At 65.7% G+C, this 23,556-nt stretch carries 21 protein-coding genes and 2 pseudogenes; 12 read left to right on the forward strand and 11 right to left on the reverse strand.

Annotated features, from left to right (window positions below; all coding sequences use genetic code 11):
• Positions 1-23 precede the first annotated feature (23 nt).
• The 7 genes and pseudogenes from NV382_RS18955 (at position 24) to NV382_RS18985 (ending at position 6,636) form a co-directional block, all read left to right on the forward strand.
• Positions 24-2,705 (forward strand): bifunctional [glutamine synthetase] adenylyltransferase/[glutamine synthetase]-adenylyl-L-tyrosine phosphorylase, encoded by a 2,682-nt coding sequence (locus NV382_RS18955; RefSeq protein ID WP_418066804.1) that lies wholly within the window; start codon positions 24-26, stop codon positions 2,703-2,705.
• Positions 2,702-3,172, forward strand: a complete 471-nt coding sequence (locus NV382_RS18960; protein ID WP_418066714.1) for a peroxiredoxin — start codon at positions 2,702-2,704, stop codon at positions 3,170-3,172. The genes NV382_RS18955 and NV382_RS18960 overlap by 4 nt, the downstream gene beginning before the upstream one ends.
• Before the next feature lie 357 nt (positions 3,173-3,529).
• Positions 3,530-4,126, forward strand: a pseudogene (locus NV382_RS18965) (M23 family metallopeptidase); the annotation flags it as partial.
• Positions 4,127-4,196: 70 nt separating this feature from the next.
• Positions 4,197-4,538, forward strand: a complete 342-nt coding sequence (erpA, locus tag NV382_RS18970; RefSeq protein ID WP_260598389.1) for an iron-sulfur cluster insertion protein ErpA — start codon at positions 4,197-4,199, stop codon at positions 4,536-4,538.
• An 8-nt stretch (positions 4,539-4,546) separates the two neighbouring features.
• On the forward strand, positions 4,547-5,317 hold the full coding sequence (xth, locus tag NV382_RS18975) for an exodeoxyribonuclease III (protein WP_260598391.1): 771 nt from the start codon (positions 4,547-4,549) through the stop codon (positions 5,315-5,317).
• Positions 5,318-5,394: 77 nt separating this feature from the next.
• On the forward strand, positions 5,395-6,186 hold the full coding sequence (locus NV382_RS18980) for a transporter (RefSeq protein WP_312026759.1): 792 nt from the start codon (positions 5,395-5,397) through the stop codon (positions 6,184-6,186).
• Positions 6,187-6,372: 186 nt separating this feature from the next.
• A complete protein-coding gene (locus tag NV382_RS18985) occupies positions 6,373-6,636 on the forward strand; it encodes a hypothetical protein (protein WP_260598392.1) in 264 nt (87 codons plus the stop codon).
• A gap of 43 nt (positions 6,637-6,679) precedes the next feature.
• On the opposite strand, the gene NV382_RS18990 is transcribed toward NV382_RS18985, so the two are convergent.
• Positions 6,680-7,849, reverse strand: coding sequence for an N-acetyltransferase (locus tag NV382_RS18990; protein WP_260598393.1), 1,170 nt, complete (start codon positions 7,847-7,849; stop codon positions 6,680-6,682).
• Positions 7,850-7,947: 98 nt separating this feature from the next.
• Between NV382_RS18990 and NV382_RS18995 the strand changes: the two genes are divergently transcribed.
• From NV382_RS18995 to NV382_RS19010, 4 genes and pseudogenes are all read left to right on the forward strand, one after another.
• Positions 7,948-9,045 (forward strand): fatty acid desaturase family protein, encoded by a 1,098-nt coding sequence (locus NV382_RS18995; RefSeq protein ID WP_260598394.1) that lies wholly within the window; start codon positions 7,948-7,950, stop codon positions 9,043-9,045.
• Positions 9,046-9,092: 47 nt separating this feature from the next.
• Positions 9,093-9,430: pseudogene (locus tag NV382_RS19000) on the forward strand (DMT family protein).
• 108 nt (positions 9,431-9,538) lie between these two features.
• Positions 9,539-10,297 (forward strand): GDSL-type esterase/lipase family protein, encoded by a 759-nt coding sequence (locus NV382_RS19005; RefSeq protein ID WP_260598396.1) that lies wholly within the window; start codon positions 9,539-9,541, stop codon positions 10,295-10,297.
• A gap of 58 nt (positions 10,298-10,355) precedes the next feature.
• Positions 10,356-11,441 carry an acyltransferase family protein gene (locus NV382_RS19010; RefSeq protein WP_260598397.1) on the forward strand — a complete coding sequence of 362 codons (1,086 nt, stop codon included), beginning with the start codon at positions 10,356-10,358 and terminating at the stop codon, positions 11,439-11,441.
• Between the two features lie 4 nt (positions 11,442-11,445).
• On the opposite strand, the gene lptG is transcribed toward NV382_RS19010, so the two are convergent.
• The 9 genes from lptG to NV382_RS19055 form a co-directional block, all read right to left on the reverse strand.
• Complete coding sequence (gene lptG, locus NV382_RS19015) at positions 11,446-12,543, reverse strand: LPS export ABC transporter permease LptG (protein ID WP_260598399.1); 1,098 nt, start codon at positions 12,541-12,543, stop codon at positions 11,446-11,448.
• Positions 12,540-13,736 carry an LPS export ABC transporter permease LptF gene (gene lptF, locus NV382_RS19020; RefSeq protein WP_260598401.1) on the reverse strand — a complete coding sequence of 399 codons (1,197 nt, stop codon included), beginning with the start codon at positions 13,734-13,736 and terminating at the stop codon, positions 12,540-12,542. The genes lptG and lptF overlap by 4 nt, the downstream gene beginning before the upstream one ends.
• A 112-nt stretch (positions 13,737-13,848) precedes the next feature.
• On the reverse strand, positions 13,849-15,807 hold the full coding sequence (locus NV382_RS19025) for an ATP-binding protein (RefSeq protein ID WP_260598403.1): 1,959 nt from the start codon (positions 15,805-15,807) through the stop codon (positions 13,849-13,851).
• 52 nt (positions 15,808-15,859) lie between these two features.
• Positions 15,860-17,116: a serine palmitoyltransferase gene (spt, locus tag NV382_RS19030; RefSeq protein WP_260598405.1), complete on the reverse strand. Its 1,257-nt coding sequence runs from the start codon at positions 17,114-17,116 to the stop codon at positions 15,860-15,862.
• A gap of 135 nt (positions 17,117-17,251) precedes the next feature.
• On the reverse strand, positions 17,252-17,494 hold the full coding sequence (locus NV382_RS19035) for an acyl carrier protein (RefSeq protein ID WP_260598407.1): 243 nt from the start codon (positions 17,492-17,494) through the stop codon (positions 17,252-17,254).
• Between the two features lie 96 nt (positions 17,495-17,590).
• Positions 17,591-18,493, reverse strand: coding sequence for an NAD-dependent epimerase/dehydratase family protein (locus tag NV382_RS19040; protein ID WP_260598408.1), 903 nt, complete (start codon positions 18,491-18,493; stop codon positions 17,591-17,593).
• A 148-nt stretch (positions 18,494-18,641) separates the two neighbouring features.
• Positions 18,642-19,748 (reverse strand): glutamate 5-kinase, encoded by a 1,107-nt coding sequence (proB, locus tag NV382_RS19045; protein WP_260598410.1) that lies wholly within the window; start codon positions 19,746-19,748, stop codon positions 18,642-18,644.
• 10 nt (positions 19,749-19,758) lie between these two features.
• Positions 19,759-20,805 (reverse strand): GTPase ObgE, encoded by a 1,047-nt coding sequence (gene obgE, locus NV382_RS19050; RefSeq protein WP_260598412.1) that lies wholly within the window; start codon positions 20,803-20,805, stop codon positions 19,759-19,761.
• A 224-nt stretch (positions 20,806-21,029) separates the two neighbouring features.
• The gene (locus NV382_RS19055) at positions 21,030-21,617 is read right to left on the reverse strand and encodes a TetR/AcrR family transcriptional regulator (RefSeq protein ID WP_260598413.1); all 588 of its coding nucleotides are present in this window, start codon (positions 21,615-21,617) and stop codon (positions 21,030-21,032) included.
• Positions 21,618-21,666: 49 nt separating this feature from the next.
• Between NV382_RS19055 and NV382_RS19060 the strand changes: the two genes are divergently transcribed.
• Positions 21,667-22,539: a metal-dependent hydrolase gene (locus NV382_RS19060; RefSeq protein ID WP_260598415.1), complete on the forward strand. Its 873-nt coding sequence runs from the start codon at positions 21,667-21,669 to the stop codon at positions 22,537-22,539.
• Between the two features lie 334 nt (positions 22,540-22,873).
• Here NV382_RS19060 and NV382_RS19065 read toward each other — a convergent pair whose 3' ends face one another.
• The gene (locus NV382_RS19065; protein WP_260598416.1) at positions 22,874-23,425 is read right to left on the reverse strand and encodes a GNAT family N-acetyltransferase; all 552 of its coding nucleotides are present in this window, start codon (positions 23,423-23,425) and stop codon (positions 22,874-22,876) included.
• Positions 23,426-23,556 lie beyond the last annotated feature (131 nt).

Consider the following 23,556-nt stretch of genomic DNA (forward strand, 5'->3'; position numbering starts at 1 on the left):
TCTCGGGTAACATTCTCGGCGGCATGAAGGCAATGGCGCCCAGGCCCGAAATCATCGCCGCCATTGCCCGAGCGCGGGACCATGCGCCCTTTTTGGCAATGACGCTGGGCCGCGAGCCCGAGCTGGAGGCGATGCTGGACGCGGGATTGTTGCCGCTCGACCAGGTGGCGGTCGACGATCCCGACATGCCCGTCGCACGCCGCTTGCGGCTGGAACGCCGGCGCCTGGCACTGCTGGTCGCGATTGGCGACCTGTCCGGTGTTCTGGATCTGTCGGCAGTCACCAAAGCACTCAGCGACTTTGCGGATCGCGCGCTCGATATGGCGATCCGTACTGCCATCCAGGAGCGTACGCCGGACGCCGAGCCTCGCGGGTTCGCCGCGATCGCCCTCGGAAAGCAGGGCAGCCACGAACTCAATTATTCGTCCGACATCGATCCGGTGCTGATATTCGATCCGCTGACGCTGCCCTGCCGTCCGCGCGAGGAGCCGCAGGAGGCCGCGGTGCGCATCGCCAAACGCGTGGTCGAATTGCTGCAGGCACGTGATGGCGACGGCTATGTGCTGCGCGTCGACCTGCGGTTGCGCCCATCGCCCGAGGCGACACCGGCAGCGCTGCCGGTCGATGCGGCGATCGGCTATTACGAATCGCAGGCGCTGCCCTGGGAGCGGGCCGCTTATATCCGTGCTCGCGCCGCCGCCGGGGACATGGCGCTCGGGCAGCGTTTCCTCGACACTATCCGCCCGTTCGTATGGCGCCGCGCGCTCGATTTCGGCGCGATCGGCGAGATTCGGGGGATTTCGCGACGCATCCGCGGCCATCACACGCAAGGGCAGGCGTTCGGCCCCGGCTTCGACCTCAAGCGCGGGCGTGGCGGAATCCGCGAAGTGGAATTCTTCGCGCAGATCCACCAGTTGATCCACGGCGGCCGTGACGCTGCGTTGCGGGCGCCTGCGACGCGCGATGCGCTGGCTGCACTGGCCGAGGCAAGGTGGATCGATCGAGCGGACGCCGTGGCGCTCACCGGCAGCTATACGCTCCTGCGGACGATCGAGCATCGTGTGCAGATGATCGACGACCGGCAGACACATCGGCTGCCGGTCGGCGCCGCGCTGGATAGCGTCGCGCGATTGCACGGGTTGGCCGATGGCGAAGCGCTGCTCGAATTGCTTGCGCCGCATGTCGCCAGCACCGCGCGCCGCTACGACGCGATCGAGCCGGAAGAGGCGGGCACGCTGTCGCACGACCCTGACCGCCTGGCCGAACAATTGGCAGCGGCGGGCTTCGTGGACGTCGCCGGTGCGGCGCAACGCGTCGCCGAGTGGCGCGCGGGCGGCTATGTCGCGTTGCGCAGCCCGGCGGCATTGCAGGCATTGGAGGCCGTGCTGCCCGGGCTGATCGATGCGATCGGCACGGCGCCCGATCCGCACGGTGCTATCCTCAAGCTCGACGCGATGTTGTCTCGGCTCCCCAGCGCCATCAATTTCCTCAGGCTGCTGGAAGCGCGCCCGGCGCTGGCGCGGTTGCTCGGCGCGATCCTGAGCCATGCGCCGCCCTTGGCCGAGGCATTGGGACGGCGCGTCGCGCTGCTCGACGGGTTGATCGATGCCACGGCGCTGGAGGCGGTCGGCTCGGTTGCCGAGCTGGCGGCGGAAATGGCGACGAACACGGCCGGCGACGATCATTACCAGGCGCTGCTCGACCATGTGCGCAAGATCGTCGGCGAAAAGCGCTTTGCGCTCGGCACCCAGATCATCGCCGGCGCCGCCGATCCGCTCGACGTGTCGGCCGGCTATGCGCGCGTTGCCGAAGCGGCGATCGAGACGCTGGCGCCCGCGACCGTCACGGAGTTTGCCGCCAAGCACGGGTACGTGCCGGGTAGCGAACTGATCGTCCTGGCGCTTGGGCGGCTGGGTGGCGGTGCGCTGACGCACGCCTCCGATCTCGACCTGATCTACATCTTCACCGGGGATTTCGCCGCCGAATCGGACGGTGAGAAGCCACTGGGTTCGGTGCTCTACTACAATCGGCTGGCGCAGCGGCTAACCGGCGCCCTGTCGGTCGCGACGGCATCCGGCCCACTCTACGAGGTGGACACGCGGTTGCGGCCATCGGGCGCACAGGGGCCGCTCAGCGTCTCGCTCGACGGCTTTGCGCGCTATCAACGCGAAAGCGCCTGGACGTGGGAGCACATGGCATTGACCCGCGCGCGGCCGGTGTTTGGATCGCCCGCTGCCCGTACCGCAACCGCCGCGGTGATCGGCGCCGTGCTGCACGGCGACCGCGTCGATCGCGACGTGATTGCCGACGCGAGCGCGATGCGTGCCGAGATGGCAGCGCATAAGCCACCGGCCGGGCCGCTGGATGCCAAGCTGTTGCCCGGCGGCTTGGTCGACCTGGAATTCGCCGTCCATGTTGCGCAATTGCTGCACGGAACGGCATTCGATGCCAATCTTGGCCGCGCGCTGGATGCCCTGATCGGCGCCGGGATTGCGCCACCTGGCCTGCGCGCGGCGCATGACCTGCTCGCCCGGATGATCGTCACGCTGCGGCTCGTCGCGCCCGATGCGCAGGTGCCGGGCACGGCGACGCAGGCGCTGATCGCACGCGCGGTTGGCCTGGCGGACTGGGTCGAGGTGATTGCCGCGTTCGATCGCACGCGTCATGAGGTGATGGCATTCTGGACGGCAATCGGGGGACGATGATGACGATCGAAATCGGCGCGGCGTTGCCGGATGTGGAACTCGCCTCGGCGGAGGGCGCGACGATCAGGCTACGCGACTATGTCGGCCAGCCGTTGGTGGTGTATTTCTATCCCAAGGACGATACGTCGGGCTGCACCCGTGAAGCGCAGGATTTCAGTGCGCTCAGTGACGATTTTCGCGCGATCGGATGTGCGGTCCTGGGCGTGTCGCGCGACGGCCCGGCAAAGCACCGCAAGTTTATCGCCAAATACGACCTGACCGTGACGCTGGCCTCCGACGAAAGCGGGACGGCGAGCGAGGCGTTCGGCGTGTGGGTGGAGAAGCAATTGTACGGCCGGAAATATATGGGGATCGAGCGCTCCACCTGGCTGTTCGATGCCGCCGGTGTGCTGCAGCGATCCTGGCCACGGGTACGTGTTGCAGGCCATGCCGCCGAGGTGCTGGAGGCCGTGCGGGCGCTACGCTGACGCTCGCATTTATGGCGCAAGATCAACGCAATCGCTCATGAAGCTGCAGCGCCCAGTTGATTCCACCGCAAGATCGACCGGATTTTCAACGGCTCGCCGCGTCGCTCCGGCACTTGGCCGCGCAGGACGCCTGCAGGGGTTGCCCTTTGCATGAGGTCTCGGCCACACCGGCATCGTCAAGAGCGCGGAGGGGCTGCGATCAGGACGGTTCAGGGTCGGATGCCGGATATTTCGGCATCCCAGCAAGATCGCCGGGGTTTAATGACCAAGATTTCAGTCGCAGTCGCCGCAGTGACGATGTGCCTTTCGATCTGCAGTGCTGCCCAGGCAGCCCCGGCCAATCCGGCCGCAGAAGCAGCAACCGGTGGTCCGTTCGAAGCCGCCGAAATCAGCGCCGTCAGTGTAGACGCACAAAGCGACCAGCAGTTCCGTTCCTTGTTCATGACCTGGAAAAAACTCGACACGGTCGAACAGGGCGTGATCGCCATCCCCTCGGTCCAGCCGGTTGATCACCTGATGTTCACCAGCAATTTTGGCGTTCGCAGCGATCCGTTCCGCGGCACGGCGGCGATGCATGCCGGTGTGGATATTCCGGGCCCGGTCGGCACGCCGATCTATGCCACCGCCGACGGCGTGGTCGATCGCGCCGAGCGTTCGGGCGGCTACGGCAATCTGGTCGAGGTCAACCACGGCAAGGGCATCCAGACGCGCTACGGCCATCTGTCGAAGATCCTCGTCGCACCGATGACGCGCGTGAAGCGTGGCCAGTTGATCGCGCTGATGGGGTCGACCGGGCGTTCGACCGGCTCGCATCTGCATTACGAGGTGCGTATCGATGGCCATGCGGTCAATCCGGTGCCGTTCCTGCAGACCGCCGATTACCTGCGGTTGCAGGGTAGCGCGGTGACGACGACGCCGTTGGCCGTCGGCGGCCCGGCTCCCTCGGCGGACTGAACGGTCGCTGCTTGCCGGCGCCATCGTCGCGTCGGTTGCCGATCCCGTCCCGACCGCCTATCTCCATAACATGGCTACATCCAATCTCGCCGCGGTCACCCTTACTCCTCCCGCCGCCGCGCGTGTGGCGGCGATTGCCGCCCGGCAGGGTAAGCCTGCCATCCTGCGCCTCGCGGTCGATGGCGGCGGTTGTTCCGGGTTCCAGTACAAGTTTGAACTGGCCGAGACGGTCGATGATGGCGATGCGGTTGCCGAGACCGACGCGGTGCGGCTGGTGGTCGATCCGATTAGCCTTGATCTGGTCCGCGGCTGTGCGGTCGATTACGTCGAGTCCCTTGGCGGTGCGGCGTTCAAGGTCGACAATCCTAACGCGGCCTCGGGCTGCGGTTGCGGCTCCAGCTTTTCGGTCTGACGTCCAGCGTGAAGATCGTCAGCTTCAATATTAACGGCATGAAGGCGCGCCTGCCGCGCCTGCTCGAATATCTCGCCGAGCAACAGCCGGACATCGTCTGCCTGCAGGAACTGAAGACCAGCGACGAGACGTTTCCCGAGGCGGACATCCGTGCCGCCGGTTATGGCGCGGTGTGGCACGGGCAGAAGAGCTGGAACGGCGTGGCGGTGCTGGCCCGGGGGCAGGACCCGGTCGAGCGCGTTCGCGGCCTGGGCGGCGAGCCCGAAGACGAGCATAGCCGCTATCTGGAGGTCGAGGTGGACGGGCTGGTCGTTGCATCGATCTACCTGCCCAACGGCAACCCGCTGCCCGGCCCCAAATTCGATTACAAATTGCGCTGGATCGATCGGCTGGCGGCGCACACGCGCGATCTGCTGGCCGAGGAAAAGCCGGTGGTGCTGGCGGGCGACTACAACGTCATCCTCAACGATGACGACACCTTCTCCGTGCGTGCGATGCAGAGCGACGCGCTGATGCAGCCGGAAAGCCGCGAGGGGCTACGGCGCCTGATCGCGCAGGGCTGGACCGATGCGCTGCGCACGCGCTTTCCCAAGGGCGGCGTGTGGACCTTCTGGGATTATCAGGCCGGGGCATGGCAGCGGGACGCGGGGTTCCGCATCGATCACCTGCTGCTCAGCCCAATGGCGGCCGACCGGTTGATCGACGCCGGAGTCGATAAGGAATATCGCGGCCGCGAAAAGGCCAGCGATCACGCACCGACCTGGGTGCGCCTGCGCTGAGGCGCGGGGCGCGAAATCGCTCGTTTGCTTGAACAGCCGTTTTCCCTAGGAGCGGCTTCGGTCGAGGGGAGAGTGATATGCGGATGATGTTGGCGGGTGCGATGCTGATTTGGGCGATACCGGCCGTGGCGCAAGAGCGGGAATATTGCCCCGCGCGCCCGGGGCTCGGCACGCCCGCCTGCACGATCGCGCCGGGGCGTGTTTCGGTGGAAACCGGCTTGGCGAATTGGACGCTGGAGCGGGACAGCGATACGCGTACCGATACCGTCCTGATCGGCGATACGCAGTTGCGCATCGGTGTGACCGACAGCATCGAGGCGCAGATCGGCTGGACCCCGTACGGGCATGTCCGCGTGCGCGACAAAGCGAGGGGGGATATCGATCGTGCCGGTCGCGTCGGCGATGCGTATCTCGGCATCAAGGCGAACCTGATGAACCCCGACGGCAAGGGTTTTTCGGCGGCAGTGCAGCCCTTCGTGACGGTGCCCGTGGGACGCGGGCCGGTTGGCGCGGGGGATTGGGGTGCGGGGGCGATCGTGCCGGTCAGCTACGACCTGAACGACACAGTGAGCCTGCAACTCAGCCCGGAAATCGATGCTGCGGTGGATGAGGATGGCGATGGCCGGCATCTTGCCTTCGGTACCGTCGTCGGATTGGGCGTCGCGCTGAGCGATGCGGTCAACGGCACATTGGAGTTCCAGGCGCTACGCGACAACGACCCTGCCGATCACGCCACGCAGGCTTTGGCGGGGCTGTCGGTCGGCTGGAAGGTGATGGACGATCTGCAGCTCGACGCCGGCGGCAATGCCGGGCTGAACGCGGCATCGCCCGATCTTGAACTCTATTTCGGGATCTCGCGCCAGTTCTGAGCGGCATTAGATGCCGCTATATCCTGATTATTGGTCGATTTTACGAGATGTTCGGGGCTTCTCCCGATCATCGCGGGCCCGACCGGCACTAAGTAGTTGATAATACTCCGACCAGGTGTTTGGCATGTATAATGCACTAACACGGTCACGATCGGCACGTGCCGATCGTGAGCTTGGAGGACCATCATGATCAAGACCGTTATTGCCACGCTTGCCGGCACGCTGATCGCCGCCGCATCGCCCGCCGCTACACGCACCGAAGTGCCCGCACCTGTATCGGCCGCGTCCATTGTTGCGACCGCCGACACCAAGCAACCGGAGGCTACCAAGCCTGCTAAGGCAACGCGCTATTGCGTCGAGGATCTCGTCACCGGCTCGCGCCTGAAGCACCGCACTTGCCAGACGCGCGACGAATGGCTTGCCGAGGGCTTCGATCCGCTCGCCAAGTGACATGCCGCCAGGCCCGCGGCGGTTGCCCCGCTGCGGGTCGCGGTCATAGATCCTTGCCGTAGATCTCGTACGTCTTGTTGATATCGCACTCGAGGATGTCGGCGATCGAGCGCATTCCCTGATTGTCGTCGAGAATCCAGCCGATTTCTCCGCGCGAGGCACCGTAATTGGCGACAGACGCACGGCGGATATATTCGATCATCATCAGCGCGAGCTGGCTCGCCATCCGCGACGATTGCAGCCGCTTGACCACGCCCATCAGCGGCACGCGCATGGTCCGCACCTGGGGCTTGCGCAGCCATAACAGCAGCTTAGCCCAGCCGAATGGCAACAGGTTGCCCTTGAGCGGGGCGATCGCCTCGTTGAGGTCGGGCAGGGTGATCATGAACGCCACCGGCTCGCCATCCACTTCGGCGATGCGGATCAAATCCTCGAACACGATCGGCTTCAGCTTCTTGCCGACATCGGCGATCTCCGGCGGCGTCAGCGGGACATAGCCCCAATTGTCCGACCATGCGTCGTTCAGGATCGCCAGAATGATCTCCGCCTCCTCGTCGAACTTCGATTTGTCGACATTGCGGATGCGGATGCGTGCGTTCTTCTCGCCCGCGGCGATGATCCGCCCGCAGATCGGCGGGAACTCCTTCGTGATGTCCAACTCGTAGGTGTAAAGCGTCTTCACGCCGGTATAGCCCGCGGACTCGATCCATTCGCGATACTGCGGCTTGTGATGGCCCATCATCACCGTCGGGGGGTGATCGAACCCGCTGGTCAGCAGTCCGGGCTCTTCCCAGATCGACATGGTGATCGGGCCCAGCGCGCGGCGCATGCCCTGGCCGCGCAGCCACTCCTCGGCCGTCGCGATCAGGGCGTGTGCCGTCTCGCGATCTTCGGTATCGAGAAACCCCCAGCAGCCGACGCCGGGGCCGAAGCCCTGCTCCGGCGGCAGCGTCAACGCCAGCGTGTCGATATGCGCCGAAATGCGCCCGATCACCCGCGTGCCCTGCCACGCCAGGAACAATTGGCCTTTGGCATGGCTGAACCAGCCATTCGACTTGGGCTCGATCAGCCCCGCCACTTCGCTCTTCAGCGGCGGCACCCAATTGGGATCGTCGGCGTTGAGACGGTAGGCGAGATTCACGAACGCTTTGCGGTCGGCTTTGCTATCGGCCGGGCGGATGGAGAATGGAGTAGCCAAGGGGCAGAACCTCATGTCGAACGGGTGTTCCACGTCCCGATTCCGGCCGTTGCTGTCAAGCGACCCTTTGATTGCCATCGTAGCGCCACTATCTTCTAGCAATGGACCAAGTCATGGATAGCTCACTCACCCTGGATCGACGTGCGACCGAGGCGCCGGCTGCCGTTGTCGGCGCGGCGCGCGAACGGATTGCGGATGATCGCGCGATGCTGCGTGCCGCCGCCGATCTCACGCGCGATCTGGTGGCGCACCGGCCGGCAATCTATTGGGCGGACCTGCTCGCATCGAGTGTGGTCGGCTATGGCGCAATGGTCGCGGCAGTGATGATCCCGGTAACCGGCTGGGCGATCCTGGCCGGGCTCGTCTCGGTGCTGGCACTCTACCGCGCGGGCAGTTTCATCCATGAACTGACCCACTTCAAGCCGTCGGCGGTGCCTGGCTTCCATCTTGGCTGGAACGTCTTGGCAGGCGTGCCGCTGCTGGTGCCGTCCTTCATGTATGAAGGCGTGCACAATCTGCACCACGCGCGCACGCGCTACGGCACGGCGGAGGATCCGGAATATCTGCCACTGGCGTTGATGAAGCCGTGGACGCTGCCGCTGTTCATCCTCGTTTCGTTGCTGGCGCCGGTCGCCCTGCTGTTCCGCTATGCCGTGCTGTCGCCATTGTCGGCAGTGTTTCCCGCCGTGCGCAAGCTCACGGTCGAGCGTTATTCGTCGCTGTCGATCAATCCCGAATTCCGCCGTCGTCACCCCGAAGGTGCTGCGCGCAGGGAATGGCATTGGCAGGAAACGGCTGCCAGCCTGTGGGCGATCGCCTTGCTGACGATGGTCTTTACCGGCGTGCTCCCGCTGCGTGCATTTGCCATCGGCCTGATGATCGCGTCCGGCGTGATGGTGATCAACCAGGTGCGTACCCTGGTCGCGCATCTGTGGGAGAATGAAGGCGAGGCGATGACCGTCACCGCGCAGTATCTCGACACCGTCAATGTGCCGCCACCGGCCTTCCTGCCGATGCTGTGGGCACCGGTCGGCTTGCGCTATCATGCGCTGCATCACTTGTTGCCGGGGCTGCCCTATCATGCCTTGGGCGAGGCGCACCGCCGCATTTCCGCCGCGCTGGATATGGAATCTCCCTATCATAAGGCGAGCTATCCAGGCCTGCCGGTGCTGGTGGCCAAGATCGCGCGTAGCACGATGGTGGCACGCTAAGAAGCCATACCGGGTGCAAAGCCGCGCGCTTTCTGCCAGTTAGCCTTATGCCCACGGTCTTCCTGCTGATCGCGTCCAACGTGTTCATGACGATCGCTCGGTACTGGCATCTGAAAGGCGGGATGCACAAATCGATCGTGCTCGTCATCCTGATCAGCTGGGGCATCGCGCTGGTCGAATATTCGCTGGCGGTACCGGCGAACCGGATCGGCTATCAGAGCGGGTGGAGCGCCGCACAGCTCAAGATCGTGCAGGAAGCGATCGCCCTGATCGTTTTCGCGGGGTTCATGGTCACGATCCTCGGCGAGCCGCTCCACTGGAGACATTCGCGGCATTTGCGTGCATCATGGCGGCGGTGGCGTTCCTGATCTTGGGGAAGGCTTGAGGCGGCTGCCGCCTGTCTGTATCTGCGTCACTTCGGGCGCGATCAATTAGCGGCCTGTTAACGCGGCTTTAGGCCGATCGCCCGCATCGTCATGCCGAGAGGTTTGATATGCGTAAGGGGTTGATGCCGGGGCTGGGGCGATGGGAGAAGGCGCGCAAGGTTCTTGCGGGTCTCTCCGTGTTCGTGCTGATCTTCGGCGGCTGGGTGTGGATGTGGAGCCGCGCCGCATCGGCAGAGGCCGCGTTGATCGCTGCTTCGCCGTTGCCCGATACCCGCGCTCCGGACAGCTATTGCGCATTGTGGTTCGTCGGCAGCTCGTCGATGCATCAATGGGATCAGCTCAGTGCCGATATGCTGCCATGGGACGCGCATAATCGCGGCCTTTCCGGCGCGTCGCTGCCCGAAATCAGCCGACGCTTCAACAATGGCGAATCAGGTCGCTTTCCACGCGCGATCGTCTTCTATGCGGGCGAGAACGATATTGCCTTCGGTGTCTCGCCCAAGAAGGCGTTCGACGAGTTGAAGACCTTCATCGCGGAAAAGCGCCGGCAGATGGGCGCCGTCCCAATCTTCATCCTGTCGCTGAAGCCAAGCCCGCTACGCTGGGACGAGCGGCCCGCGCAGATCGAGTTCAACGACGCGGTGCGCGGGCTGGTACGGGAACAGCCCGATTTGGTCTATGTCGACATCGTGCCGTCGCTTCTTGTCGGGGGAAAACCGGGGGCGTTCTACAATGCCGACGGTTTGCACCTCAACCGCGATGGATATGTGGCGGTTAGGACGGCGGTGCGAGCAGCGCTCGATCGCTCCCTGCCTAGAGCCTTGGTGAAACGCTGCAGCGGCAGCGTCCCTCCGCAAGTCAGCTAGAGGCGTGGTGCGGGGGCACATAAGAGGTCGGATCGAAGGATTGGACGCGTGGCGCGGCATGCTCATGCTCGGCGGCCCGATCCTGCACGGCGCGATGTTGCATGCGCCACACCTGCTGTTCCAGACCATCGACTTAGCCTCCGCGTCGTTTCGCATGGGCGCGTTTTTCGCGATTTCGGGATTGCTGGCGGGTTTGAACCTGCGACGCCGGCCGCCACGCGTATGGTTGGCCCGGCATGTCAAGCGCGTCGGCATACCGGCATTGTTCGGTGTCGCCGTCCTTTCTCCGATCACGTCGCTTGTTCTGCGCACCGAGCTTCCTGCAGCAGCGGCGTCGCGGATAGTGTTATTCGACTGGTACCATCTCTGGTTCCTGTACGCGCTGCTCGTCTACGGCGGGTTGACCTATCTCGCCTTTACCTTTCTCGGGCGACGCACTCTTGCTCGTGCCGTCGCCATCGCCATCGCCCGTTCCGTGGGGCAGGGTGGCGTGCTGTTCTACTTGTCCACGCTTGGATTCCTGCTGCTGATGACGACGCCGACCATCGTTGCCGTCATGCCGGCGCAATATGGGCGCATCGCGATGCAACTGGCACAGATAGCCGCATTCGCGCCATTGTACGGGTTCGGGATCTGGATGGCATGCTCACGATCGATCCGCGGCTTGATGCTGCGGACGTGGAGGCTGCCCGCCGGCGTGCTCGCCTGTAGCGCTGTCGGCTATCTGGTCTGGTACGGCGTGGTCCGGCTGCGGCTGCCGCCCGAGACATTCGCCAATTGGGATATCATCGTACGCTTTGCCGGGGAGGCAATCTGCCCACCGGCGGCGTCCTTACTCATCCTCCGTTCGGCGTTGCGAATCCGGCGCATCGGTCCCTGGACCAAGAGCCTGTGCGCGGTATCGTTCACCTTGTACCTGTTGCACTTTCCCATGCTGGCGGTGGTGAACGCGGCGCTGCTGCGAACGAAACTGCATTATCTGGCGGTCTATGTCGTCGCCGTGACGGCCACTACGATCGCCTGCATTGCGATCCATTTCGGATTGGTCAGCCGCTCTGCATGGTTGAGCCTGTTGCTGAACGGCCGGAGCATCAATCGCCAGCCCAACCAGTCTGCGCGCGCGCTGGTCACGACAGCTGGGTAAGTCGCTATTCCTCGGAGCGGACCAGCACTGCCTCGCCGATCAGGAAGAACAGCAGGAACGGCGCCCAGGCAGCGAGGAACGGGGGGTAGGCGCCAAGATTGCCCATCGCCAGCGCGAAATTGTCGGCCACGAAATAGGCGAAGCCCAGGCCCATGCCGAGCGCCGCGCGTAGGAACAGCTTGCCCGACCGGGCCAGGCCAAAGGCGGCGACCGCACCCAAGAGTGGCATGAGCATCGATGACAAAGGCGCTGAGAGTTTGTGCCAGGCGGAGCCCTCCAGCGCCTTAGTGGGTCGGCCGGCATCGGCGAGATCGCTGATCGCGCTGCGCAGCGCACCGAACGAGAGCGAATCGGCATCGACGCTGGCGAGCGTGAACTGGTCGGGGCGGACATTTCGGCCGATCACGACGTCGCCGAGCTTGGAGAGCTTGCCGCTTGCCACATCGAAGCGGGAGACGTTGGTGATGCGCCAGCCCTGGCCGGTATAGGTGCCGCGTTCGCCCTGCAAGATGGCGATCAGATTGCCCTTGCTGCGATCATATTGCGTGATTCCGCCGAGCATCGCCGCCGCACCGCGGCCCTTGATCTGATCGACTTCGATCAGATCGTCGCCATCGCGCACCCAGACGTTGGATCGATCGCCGCGATCGATCGGCAGCGGTCCGTAATCCACCTTTTGCCATTGATTGAGCGTGGCGGTGGCGCGGGTGACGATGCGGTCGTTGAACGCGAACGAGATGATCGCGACCACCAGGCTGGCAAGCACCAGCGGCGCGAGTACCTGGTGCGCGGACAGGCCCGATGCCTTGAGCGCGATGATCTCGCTATTCTGGTTCATCGTCGACAGCGTCAGGATCGTGCCGAGCAGGACCGAGAAGGGCAGGATGAAGGCGATGATCTGCGGCGCGCGCAGGCCAACATAGCGCCACACTTCGGCATCGCCATTGCCAGGTACGGCCAGGATCTTGCCGGATTGGCCGAGCAGGTCGAGTGCCTGCAACACCATGACCAGCGCCGCCATGATCGCGAAGGTGCGCACGACGAACAGCTTGGACATGTAGATCGCAACGACGCGCGACGGGAAGAATTTGACGAAGCTCATGCGGCGGCCTCCGGACGGCGGCCGGGCATGTGGCGCGCGATCCACTTGCCCGTCTTGGCGGCCCAGCGTTCGAGCGCGCCGATCGGCTGCCCGTCGGGCACGAAGGCGATGGTATAGTACATCCAGCCGACCAAAGCGGCGAAGATCACGAACGGCGTCCACAAGGCGATCAGCGGGTCGATCTTGCCCAGGCTGCCGATCGACGCGGCGTACTGGTTCACCTTGTGATAGGTCACCACCATCACGATCGCCAGGAACACGCCGAGCGCCGAGGTCGAGCGCTTGGGCGGCACGCCGAGCGACAGCGCCAGCAGCGGCAGCAACAGCATCGTCGCGACCTCGACCACGCGGAAGTGGAATTCGGAACGCGTCGGATCGCGCAACTGCGTGGCGGTGGCGGGATTACCGCCGAGCCGCGCCAATTCGGGCAGGGTCAGCTCTGTATTGCCCTCGCCACGGCCACGGAAATTCTCATACTTGGGCAAGGGGATCGGCAAATTGTGCGTGGTGAAGGTCAGCACGCGCGGCGTGGCGATGCCCGGCGCCTCGTTGATCAGCACGCCATTCTTCAGCTGGAAGACGATTTCCTCGGGATTGTCGGTGGCCAGGAACTTGCCGCTCTCCGCGGTCACCGCATAGGAGGCGCGGTACTTGGTCACGGCCTTGACGAAGATGCCGCTCAGCTTGCGCCCCTCGTCGCGGCTTTGTTCGATGCGGATCGTCATCTGCTGGCCGAAATGGGTGAACTCGCCGACCTTGATCGAAGCGCCGAGCGCGCCGGTGCGCAGTTCAAAACGCAGGCTTTCATAGGCATAGCGCGATTTCGGCTGGACGAAGCCGACGATCGCCAGATTGGCGAAGGCGAGCACGATTGCGAACATGTAGGGCACGCGCAGCAGGCGCCAATAGCTCATGCCGACACCTCGCATCACGTCCAGCTCCGAACTGGTCGCCAGCTTGCGGAAGGCGAGCAGCACGCCGAGCAGCAGCCCGATCGGGATACCGAGCCCCAGATATTCGGGCAGCAGGTTGGCCAGCATCTTCCACACCACGCCGATCGGGCCGCCTTCGGTGGCCACGAAATCGAACAGCCGCAACATGCGGTCGAGCACCAGCAGCATCGCCGAGATGATGAGCGTCGAAATCAGCGGCAGAAAGATCAGCCGGGCCATGTAGCGATCGATCGACTTCATGGTGCGGGCAAGCGGCCTTCGAACAGGGGAGGCGAACGGCGGGAGGCACGTCGGCGTCGCGGGAGCAATGGCGCTCTATACCGGCGCCCGCGGCCGCCGTCAGCCGCTATTTCTATTCGGCGGCGATACTTTCGGGCGACCGCGCCGCGGCCATCGCATCGCTCACCGCGCGTTCGAGTGCGTTGATGGTGAAGGGCTTGCGCAACACATGATGCCCGCCGAACTCGGCCTTGCCGCCGGCCTCGCCGGCATAGCCGGTGACGAACAGCACCGCGATTTGCGGGTAAGTGGCGCCGATCGCGGCGATCATCTCGGGGCCGGTCTGTCCGGGCATCAGCACGTCGGAGACGATCAGGTCGATGCGCTCGGCCTCCGCCAGCAACGCGGGGGCGGCAAGGGGGTCGCTGCAGGCGACGGGACGGTGGCCGAGATCCTGCAGCGCGCCGATCGTCGCGGTCAGCACGCGCGGGTCGTCTTCGACCACCAGAATGTCGAGCCCGGCGGTCGCCTCCGGCTCCGGCGCGGCCACGAGCGGAGCCGCCGCAGCCGCGGTCTCGGTCACATGGCGCGGCAAATACAGCGTCACGGTTGTGCCCTTGCCCGGCCGCGACTTGAGCCCGATCTCGCCATTGGCCTGCCGTACGAAGGCAAAGATCTGGCTGAGCCCCAGTCCGGTGCCCTGGCCGATCGGCTTGGTGGTGAAGAAGGGTTCGAATGCGCGCTCCATCACGTCGGGTGTCATGCCCTGGCCGGTATCGGTGACCGCGATCGTGACATAGTCGCCGGCCGCGCAGCGCCCGACGGCATGTTCTTCGAGCGCGGTGCCGGCGGTTAGGATGGTCAGCTTGCCGCGCCCGTTCATCGCGTCGCGCGCATTGACCGCCAGGTTCAGCACGACGTTTTCCAGCTGATGGCGATCGCAACGGGTCAGCCAACCGCCGCCGTCCGCTGTTGCCGGTGTGTCGCGCGTGACGACGGTAATCGCATCGCCCAAAGTGCGATCCAGCAGATTGGCCATGCCGACGATCAACGCGCCTGCCGCGATCGGCTCGACCCGGAGCGATTCCTCGCGCGAGAAGGCGAGCAGGCGCCGGGTCAGTGCGGCGGCGCGGTTGGCGCCTTCCATGGCATTGTCGATATGCCGCGCGGTCGATGCGGGATCACGCACCAGGCTGCGCCTGGCAAGTTCGAGCCCGCCCACCACAACCGCCAGCATGTTGTTGAAATCATGCGCGATGCCACCGGTCAGCTGGCCTACCGCCTCCATCTTCTGCACCTGCCGCAGCTTGCCTTCATGCACGCGCAGTTCGGCGGTGGCCTGTTCCACGGCGGACTCCAGCGCCGCCGAGCGTTCGCGCGCCGCCTCCGCCTCGGCGCGCGCGCTGGCCCGTTCGCCAAAGGCCTGTACGGTTAGCCAACCAAGCGCGGCCGCGCCCAGCACGATCAGCATGCCGAACATCGCCAGCACGGCGGCCAGCCGGTTGGTCCGTTCGACCGAGCGCATCGCGGTGCCGGTGCGCGTACTGAGCAAATCACGTTCGTGGCGGATGAGCTCGTCGAGCAGATCGTTGATCTCCGCCAAGGCCGGCGCCTTGCGCGCCTGATAATAGCGCGCCAGCGCCATGTTGTTCTTGCCGTAATTGGTGCTGAGCGCGGTCAGCGACAGTTCGTCGCCCCGCTCGCCATAAGCGCGGCGCAGGCGCTCGACGCGGCGATGCTGATCCTTGTTGTCGGCGGTGACCTGGTCCAGCCGGGTGATCTGCTGGCCGGCCAATTGCCAATCCTCGGCATAGAGCCGCCCCAATTGCTTGTCACCGCTGATCACGTAGCGACCAAGCGATGCCTCCGACCGGGCGATCGTGCTGGACAACGTGCGGGCGAGGATCATCACCTCGTAGCTGTGCGACTGCAGGCTCAGCGCCTCGTCTCGCTGCCGATTGGCGCTGCCCAGCGTCAGCACGAGCGCGACGAGCACCGCCGCGCCCAGCAACGCCATCACGACCAGCATGATGGTGCGCCAGGCCGATTGCGGCTCCCCCGGAGCCTCGATCTCGCAATCGATCCCGCTCATGGCAGCAAGATATACACGCCGGCGGGAGCGGTGGAAAGCCGGGCGGCCGCCGTCAGCCGATCACGCCCAACGCGCGCCCGGCGGCATCGAACATGCCGAGCACCCGGTCGAGCTGCGCGGACGTATGCTCCGCGCACAGCGAGCAGCGCAGCAGGTAGGTGCCGGCCGGCGTCGCGGGCGGGCGGGCCATGTTGACGTACAGACCGCCGTCGAGCAGCGCCTGCCACATTGCCACTGCCTGTTCCTGGTCGTCGAGGATGATGGCGATGATCGCGCTGTCGGGCCTCTCGGTACCGAGCTCGAAGCCCAACGCCTTCAGCCCGCCGTGCAATTTGCGCGCATTATCCCATAGTTGCGCGCGCTTCCTGTCCGCCGTCATCAGCTTGCGGATCGACGCGGTGGCGGTGGCGACCACCGACGGCGGCAAGGAGGCAGTGAAGATATACGGGCGGCAGGCCAGCCGGATCGCCTCGAACTTCGGATGGTTCGACACGCAGAACCCCCCCACCGTGCCGACCGACTTGGAGAAGGTGCCGACGATAAAGTCGACGTCGCAACCCTGCTCCTCATACACGCCGCGCCCGTTGGGGCCGTAAAAGCCCATCGAATGCGCCTCGTCGCACAGCACCATCGCATTATGCTTCTTGGCCACCGCGACCATCTCCGCGAGCGGCGCGATGTCGCCGAGCATCGAATAGACGCCCTCCAGGATGACGAGCTTGCCCGCCTCCTTGGGCAGTCGCCCCAGCCTCTTGTCGAGATCCGCGACATCGTTGTGGCGGAAGCGCACGATCTCGGCATTGCCCTGCTTGCAGCCGTCATAGATCGAGGCGTGGCTGTCGGCGTCGAGGATGACGTATTCGCCCTTGCCGGCGAGCGTCGAGATCATGCCGAGATTGGCCATGTAGCCGGTCGAGAAGACGATCGCGCCGGACATGCCGTAGAAGTCGCGTAGCGCATCCTCGACCTCGATATGGTCGCGGAACGTGCCGTTGAGCATCCGGCTGCCATTGGTGCCCGAGCCGAAGCGGTCGAGCGCGGCATGGCCGGCGGCGATCACGTCGGGATCGAACGTCATGCCCATATAATTGTAGGTGCCGAGCAGGATCGTGTCGTGCCCGGCGATCATCGCCTCGGTCGGCGAGGTGACCTGCTGCATCACGATCGCGAACGGATCGGTGACGCCGGTATCGATCAGCGCCTGGCGCTCGGCGATCAGCGCGTCGAATTTCGACATGAGATCGCGTTCCGGGGCGATCTCGACCGGATTAGCGGAAAGTTTCTCGGCTACCAGCCCGGCGTCGGTCATCGTCTCATTCCCTCGAACACCCGTTCGTGCTGAGTAGGGGGCGAGCCCGTCGAAAGCCCGTATCGAAGCATCTGTCCTTCGATACGCGTCTTCGACTTCGCTCAGCCGCTACTCAGGACGAACGGCGGTTATCATTCAACCTTTAAGCTTGGCCACCGCATCGGCCAATTGACCCACGGTCTCGATCTCGGCCTGCATGTTCATCGTGATGAGGATGTCGAATTCGTCCTCGATCGCGGCGACGAAATCCATCACGGTCAGGCTGTCCCATTCCAGATCGCCCTGGAAGGTCGTGGCCTCGGTGACGGTGACGCCCTTCTTGTTGAAGGGTGCGATCTGGGCGGCGATCGTGTCGAAGATCTCGGTGCGGTCTGTCATCCACAAGTCCTTATGCAATTGCCGCCCGACTTGCCAAGCGAATGCGGCGGGAAGGGGGCGTTGGTAAGGCGGGGTTGGTGGCCTGCTCCTTCGACGCTACCGCAACAGCCCGTTGGCGCGATACCAGGCTGCGGTCGCCGCCAGCCCCGCCGGCGTCGCGATCGCCGCCTGCCACAGATCGGCCGCGGGGCGCCGCGCCGGGTCCGCCGCCCAGTCGGGGTGCGCCAGATAGTTCACCCGGTCCTGCGTCAGCTTCGCCTTGTCGCCGCGGAATGCCTTGTCCGCCGAAGCGGCTAGCGAGAGCAAACCCTTCGGGAGCGGCAAGGTCAGCACGCGCTGGCCGACCGCCACGCCGACGGCGCGGGCGAACTCTTCGTGCGTCCAGCTCCTGCCATCGTCTGGCTCGAGGATCACGCGCCCGGGATCGCTCTCGACCAGCGTCAGCAACAGCCGCGCGAGATCGTCGACATGAATCAGCGACAGCCGCCCCGGTGGTGGCATCAGCGCCAGGCCCATCCGCGCGAGGCGGAACACGTCGCGCATCTCCATGTCGCCGGGGCCGTAGACCGCGGGCGGGCGAACGATCGTCCAGTCGAGTGCGCTGGCAGCGACGGCGTCCTCGCCGCCGCGCTTCGACCAGCCATAGTTGGACAGGCCGGGCTCGCGTGCGGAGAGCGAGGAGACGTGGATGAAGCGCGCCGGACCACCGGCGAGCGCCGCCGCGACCATGGCGCGGGTACCGTCGACATTGCCCGCGGCGAACGCGGCGCGCGTGGGCGCGTTGACGATGCCGGCGACATGGATCGCGGCGTGAGCGCCGTCGAGCAGGCGGGGGAGGGCGTCTGCGGTGTCGAGCGCGCCGATGATCCACGTCACGCCGTCGCGCGGTGCCTGCGGACGTCGCGCGAGAGCACGCACCGTGTAGCCTTGCTGGAGCGCGAGATCGATCAGGCGCTTGCCGACGAAGCCGGTGCCACCGGTGATTGCGATCGTGGTCATTGCTGCTTCCCGGCGGTTACTCACAGCAGCTCCCCGGCGGAGGCCGGGGGCCAGTCGGGAAGGTGGATGTAACGACGCGCCATGACAGCCAAGGAACGGCCCGCGACTGGACCCCGGCCTCCGCCGGGGAAGTTGAGCGACGCCGCCCTCACAGCATCGCCATGTGATTACGATGCACCAGCGCCCCGCGCGGCGCGTAGCCCAGCACCGCCGCCAGCGCGTCGCTGCGCTTGCCCATGATCCGCGCCGCCTCGCCCGCGTCATATTCCACCAGCCCGCGCGCGAGCACCGCCCCGTCGGGCCCGGCCACCGCGACCAGATCGCCGCGGGTGAAACTGCCCTCGATCCGCGTCGCCCCGGCCGCGAGCAGGCTCTTGCCCGCCCGCAGCGCGGCGACCGCGCCGGCATCGATATGCACCGTGCCGCGTGCGGTCAGTCCGCCTGCCAGCCACGCTTTGCGCGCCGGGGCCGAGCGCTCGGCCACGAACATCGTATGTCGCGCCGCAGTCGATAGTGGCCGCGCGATCCGTCCGCTGGCGATGGCGAGATGCGCGCCTGCGGCATTGGCGATGCGCGCGGCGGCGATCTTCGACACCATGCCGCCGGATCCCATGCCGGACGCCGATCCGCGATCCGCCATTGCCTCGATCGCAGGCTCGATGCGCTCGACGCGCGGGACGTGCACCGCGCCGGGCAGCGCCGGATTGCGATCGTACAGCCCATCGACGTCGGATAACAGCACCACGCCCTGTGCCCCCGCGGCTTGCGCCACCCGCGCGGCAAGCCGGTCATTGTCGCCGAAGCGGATCTCCGCGGTTGCCACGCTGTCATTCTCGTTGAGCACCGGCATGACACCGAGCCCGAGCAACCGGTCGAGCGTCGCCGCGGCGTTGAGATAGCGCCGCCGGTCTTCGAGATCGTCCAGCGTGACCAGCATCTGCGCCGCGGTCAGCCCCTTGGCGGCGAGCATTTCGGCCCAGACCTGGCTGAGCGCGATCTGGCCGACCGCGGCGGCGGCTTGCGCATCCTCCAGGCTGGCCCGACCGCCCTTGGCCAGGCCCAGTCGCCGTGCTCCCAGCGCAATCGCGCCGGACGATACCACCGCCACCTGCTGGGCGGCGGCGCAGCGCTCGGCGATGTCGGCGGCGACGCTTTCCAGCCATTCCCGCCGCACACCGCCATCGGGATCGACCAGCAGCGCCGAGCCGATCTTGACGATCAGGCGCGGGCAGGAAGCGGGTGGGAAGAGCGACATGCGTGGTGGCTCAGACCGGCGACCAGGCGATCTCTTCCTCACCTTCGTCGTCGCTGCCGACAACGGCGCCTGAAGGGCCGATCGCCTCGAGCAGGCGGTCGAGCGCCCAATCCAGCCCGGTGCCGGCAGCGGCCGAGATCGGGATCACTTCCGCGCCACTGGCTTCCTCCAGTTCCGCCGACAGCGCCGCGATCAGCTCGTCGTCCAGCGTATCGATCTTGTTGAGCGCCAGCACCTGCGGCTTGTCGATCAGCCCGGCGCCATAGGCGGCGAGTTCGCCACGGACGATGCGGTAGCTTTCCGCGACATCCTCGTCATTGGCGTCGATCAGGTGCAGCAGCACGCGGCAACGCTCGATATGTCCGAGGAACCGGTCGCCGATGCCGGCACCTTCCGCCGCGCCCTCGATCAGGCCGGGAATGTCGGCAACGACGAACTCGCTCTGCTTGTGGCGCACCACGCCCAATTGCGGGCGCGTGGTGGTGAAGGCATAGGCGCCGACCTTGGCCTGCGCGTTGGTCACCGCGTTGATGAAGGTCGACTTCCCGGCATTGGGCAGCCCGACCAGCCCGGCATCGGCCAGCAGCTTGAGCCGCAGCCACACCCACATCTCCTCCGAGGGCCAGCCGGTGCCATGCTGGCGCGGCGTGCGGTTGGTCGAGGTCTTGTAGCTGGCATTGCCGCGCCCGCCATCGCCGCCGCGCAGGAACACGACCCGTTCGCCAAGCTCGGTGAAGTCGGCGAGTACCTCTTCCTTGTCCTCGCTCAGCACCTGCGTGCCGATCGGCACCTGGATCACCAGATCCTCGCCGCCGGCACCCGTCATGTTGCTGCCCGCACCGCCCTTGCCGCGGGGCGCGCGGAAATGCTGCGTGTAGCGGAAGTCGATCAGCGTGTTGAGCCCGGCGACCGCCTCGAACACGATGTCGCCGCCCTTGCCGCCATTGCCGCCATTGGGGCCGCCATATTCGATGAACTTCTCACGGCGAAAGCTGACAGCGCCAGGGCCGCCGCTGCCGGAGCGAACGAAAATCTTTGCTTGGTCGAGAAAGTGCATGGCTGTCTCTTAGCGGAAACCGTGGCCCAACGTCACCCCGGACGTATTCGGTGGCTATGTCGCTCCAGCATGTGATCGCCATTCCCGCGCAGGCGGGAATCCATACTGGCTCAGGCAGTGGCGGAATCGTTACCGTTCAGGACTATGGATCCCCGCCTGCGCGGGGATGACGGCAGCGACATGTTTGGCCGGTATAAGCGTCGACCTGTTCCGAAGTGACGCGTTCAGGCGGTCGGCACGCCCACATGCGACGCGATCAGCGTCTTCAGCGCCAATTCCCGCGCCGCCGTTCGCGGCAATCCCAGCGCCTTGGCCATTGGCCCGCCGAGCAACGCATCGCCAAGCGCGGTCAGCACGAGCTGCAGCGTCTCCTCGTGGATCGTCTGCCGGCCGGGCTCATAGCCTTCGGACAGATCGTCAACCAACCGGTGGATCGCCTCCAGGATCGGGTCGAGCGCATCCTCGTTGCCGGTCAGGATCATCCAGCTCGCCATCGCCCCCGCACCGCGCGCAAAGGCGTCGAACGTCATGTCGACCACTTCGCGCGGATCCTGGTCGCCGGCGCGCGCGCGTTTCGCGGCTTCGCCGATCTGCGCGGTGATCGTGCCCGCGAGATGCGCGATCAGCGCTTTCTGCAGGTCGGCGGCCGAACCGAAATGGTGCAGCAGGTTGGCATGCGTCCGCCCGATCCGCGCCGCCACCGCCTTCAGCGTCACCGCTTGCGGCCCGATCTCGACCAGCAACGCACGCGCCGCCTCGATCGCGGCATCGCGGGATTGCTCGGGGGATAGGCGGCGGCGCGCTATTGACATGAGTGTAAGTAAGGCCTAGCTGAAGTACACATTCTGTTCCGAGGTTTCGATGGCGAAAGCAACCACTCCGGCCGATCTGACGATCACCCCGCGCGATCTGCGCTTCGGCCGCGGCACGCAGATGCGGCGTTGGTGGCTGAACGACGATCCCTACGCGACCGCCTTCTACAACGCCTTGTCGGTCACCTTCCCCAAGGGCGAAGGCTTCTTCGTCGACAGCGTGCGTGCCTTCCGCGACGGCACCCCGCCGCAATTGCGCAGCGAGATCCAGGCCTTCATCAAGCAGGAAGTGATCCACACGCGCGAACACGTCGCCTTCAACCGGCACGTCACCGATCAGGGGTACGAGACGGCGCCGCTGGAACGCGATGTCGACGAGGCGCTGGCGCTGACCAAGGGGCGTCCGCCGATCGCCAGCCTGGCGGCGACGATGGCGATGGAGCATTTCACCGCGATGCTCGCCAACCAGCTGATCGCCAATCCGAAGCACCTTGCCGGCGGCGACGAACAGGCCGCCGCCTTGTGGCGCTGGCATGCCGCAGAGGAGATCGAGCACAAGGGCGTCGCCTACGACACCTGGATGCACGCGACGAAGGATTGGCCGCGTTTCAAGCGGTGGCGAAACAAGTCGATCGTCATGGTCGCCACCACGGTCAAGTTCTTCCAGGGCCGCCGGCGCGGCATGCTCGACTTGTTGCGGCAGGACGGGCTGACGGGGCCGAAGGTCTGGGCGCGGCTCGCCTGGTATGCGTTCGGCAATCCCGGCATGGCGCGCAAGATCCTCGGCGCCTGGATCGCCTTCTTTCTGCCCGGCTTCCACCCGTGGAACCATGACGACCGCAAGCTGATCGGGCTCGCGGAGAGTGACTATGCGGCGGCGGTGCTGCCGGAGGCGCAGCGGCGGGTGGTGGCGGCGGCTTAGGCCCTAGCACGCGGCGGCACAGGCTTATGCGACTTAGGGTTGGTGACTTGAGCTGTGCCTCCCTCCGTTCGTCCTGAGTAGCCCCTTCGACTGCCTGCAAGGGCAGGCGCTCAGGACAGGCATCGAGTAGCGCGCAGCGCGTATCGAGAGGGTGTATCGAAGGACAGGCGCCTCGCGCTCTAAGGTGCTTCGATACGAATCCTCGATACGCCCTTCGGCCTGCTCGGTCTCTACTCAGCACGAACGGGGAGGGGGTGCAGTCGTCAAGCTCCAAGCCGGGCCCCGAGAAAGGCGAATGCTAGCGGATTGAAGCTGACTACCGGCCCGCGAAGGATCACGCCGCCAATCGCTCCTCGCATTGTCCCCCAGGGTCGAGGTCGAGCTCGAACAGCGCTGCCGGTGCGGTGCCGCCGCGCGCGCGCGAATGGCGCGGTTCGATCCGGCCGGTCGTGCGGAAGCCGAGCTTGGTCAATACCCGCCCGGAGGCCGGGTTGTCGACGAAGTGGAAGGCGTGCAGCCGCTGCAGCCCGAGTGTGTAGCGTGCGATATCGACCAGCTGCTGCCCGACCTCGGTCGCATAGCCGCGACCCCAGGCATCGGGCGTGAGCCAATAGCCGAGCTGATACTCGCCGCCATATTCCTGCGCATGGATGCCGGCCCCGCCAACCAACCGCGGTGTCTCGGTAGGTGATTCGAACACGAGGAAGCGCGGCTCGCGCGGTGGGTGCGCCATGCCAAGGAAGCCGGCGGCATCCTCCAGCCCATACGGCCAAGGCACGTGCGCGAGCTTGTCCACCACCTGTTCGTGGCCGATCGCGGCGGCAAGCGCCGGCGCATCTTCGGGCCAGCCGGGGCGCAACGTCAGTCTCTTGGTACGCGCGAACATCTTACTCTCCTCGTCGCTTGGCCGCTGGCACGTCCGCATGACGTGTCGGCGACAGGGGCAGGGGAGGAAGCAATAAAAAAGGGAGCCGGGGTGACCCGTCTCCCTTGTTCGGACCGCTTGCGCGGACCCGG

Origin of the sequence: Sphingomonas endolithica (assembly GCF_025231525.1) — a bacterium.
In the GTDB taxonomy this organism is placed as follows: Bacteria; Pseudomonadota; Alphaproteobacteria; order Sphingomonadales; family Sphingomonadaceae; genus Sphingomonas; species Sphingomonas endolithica.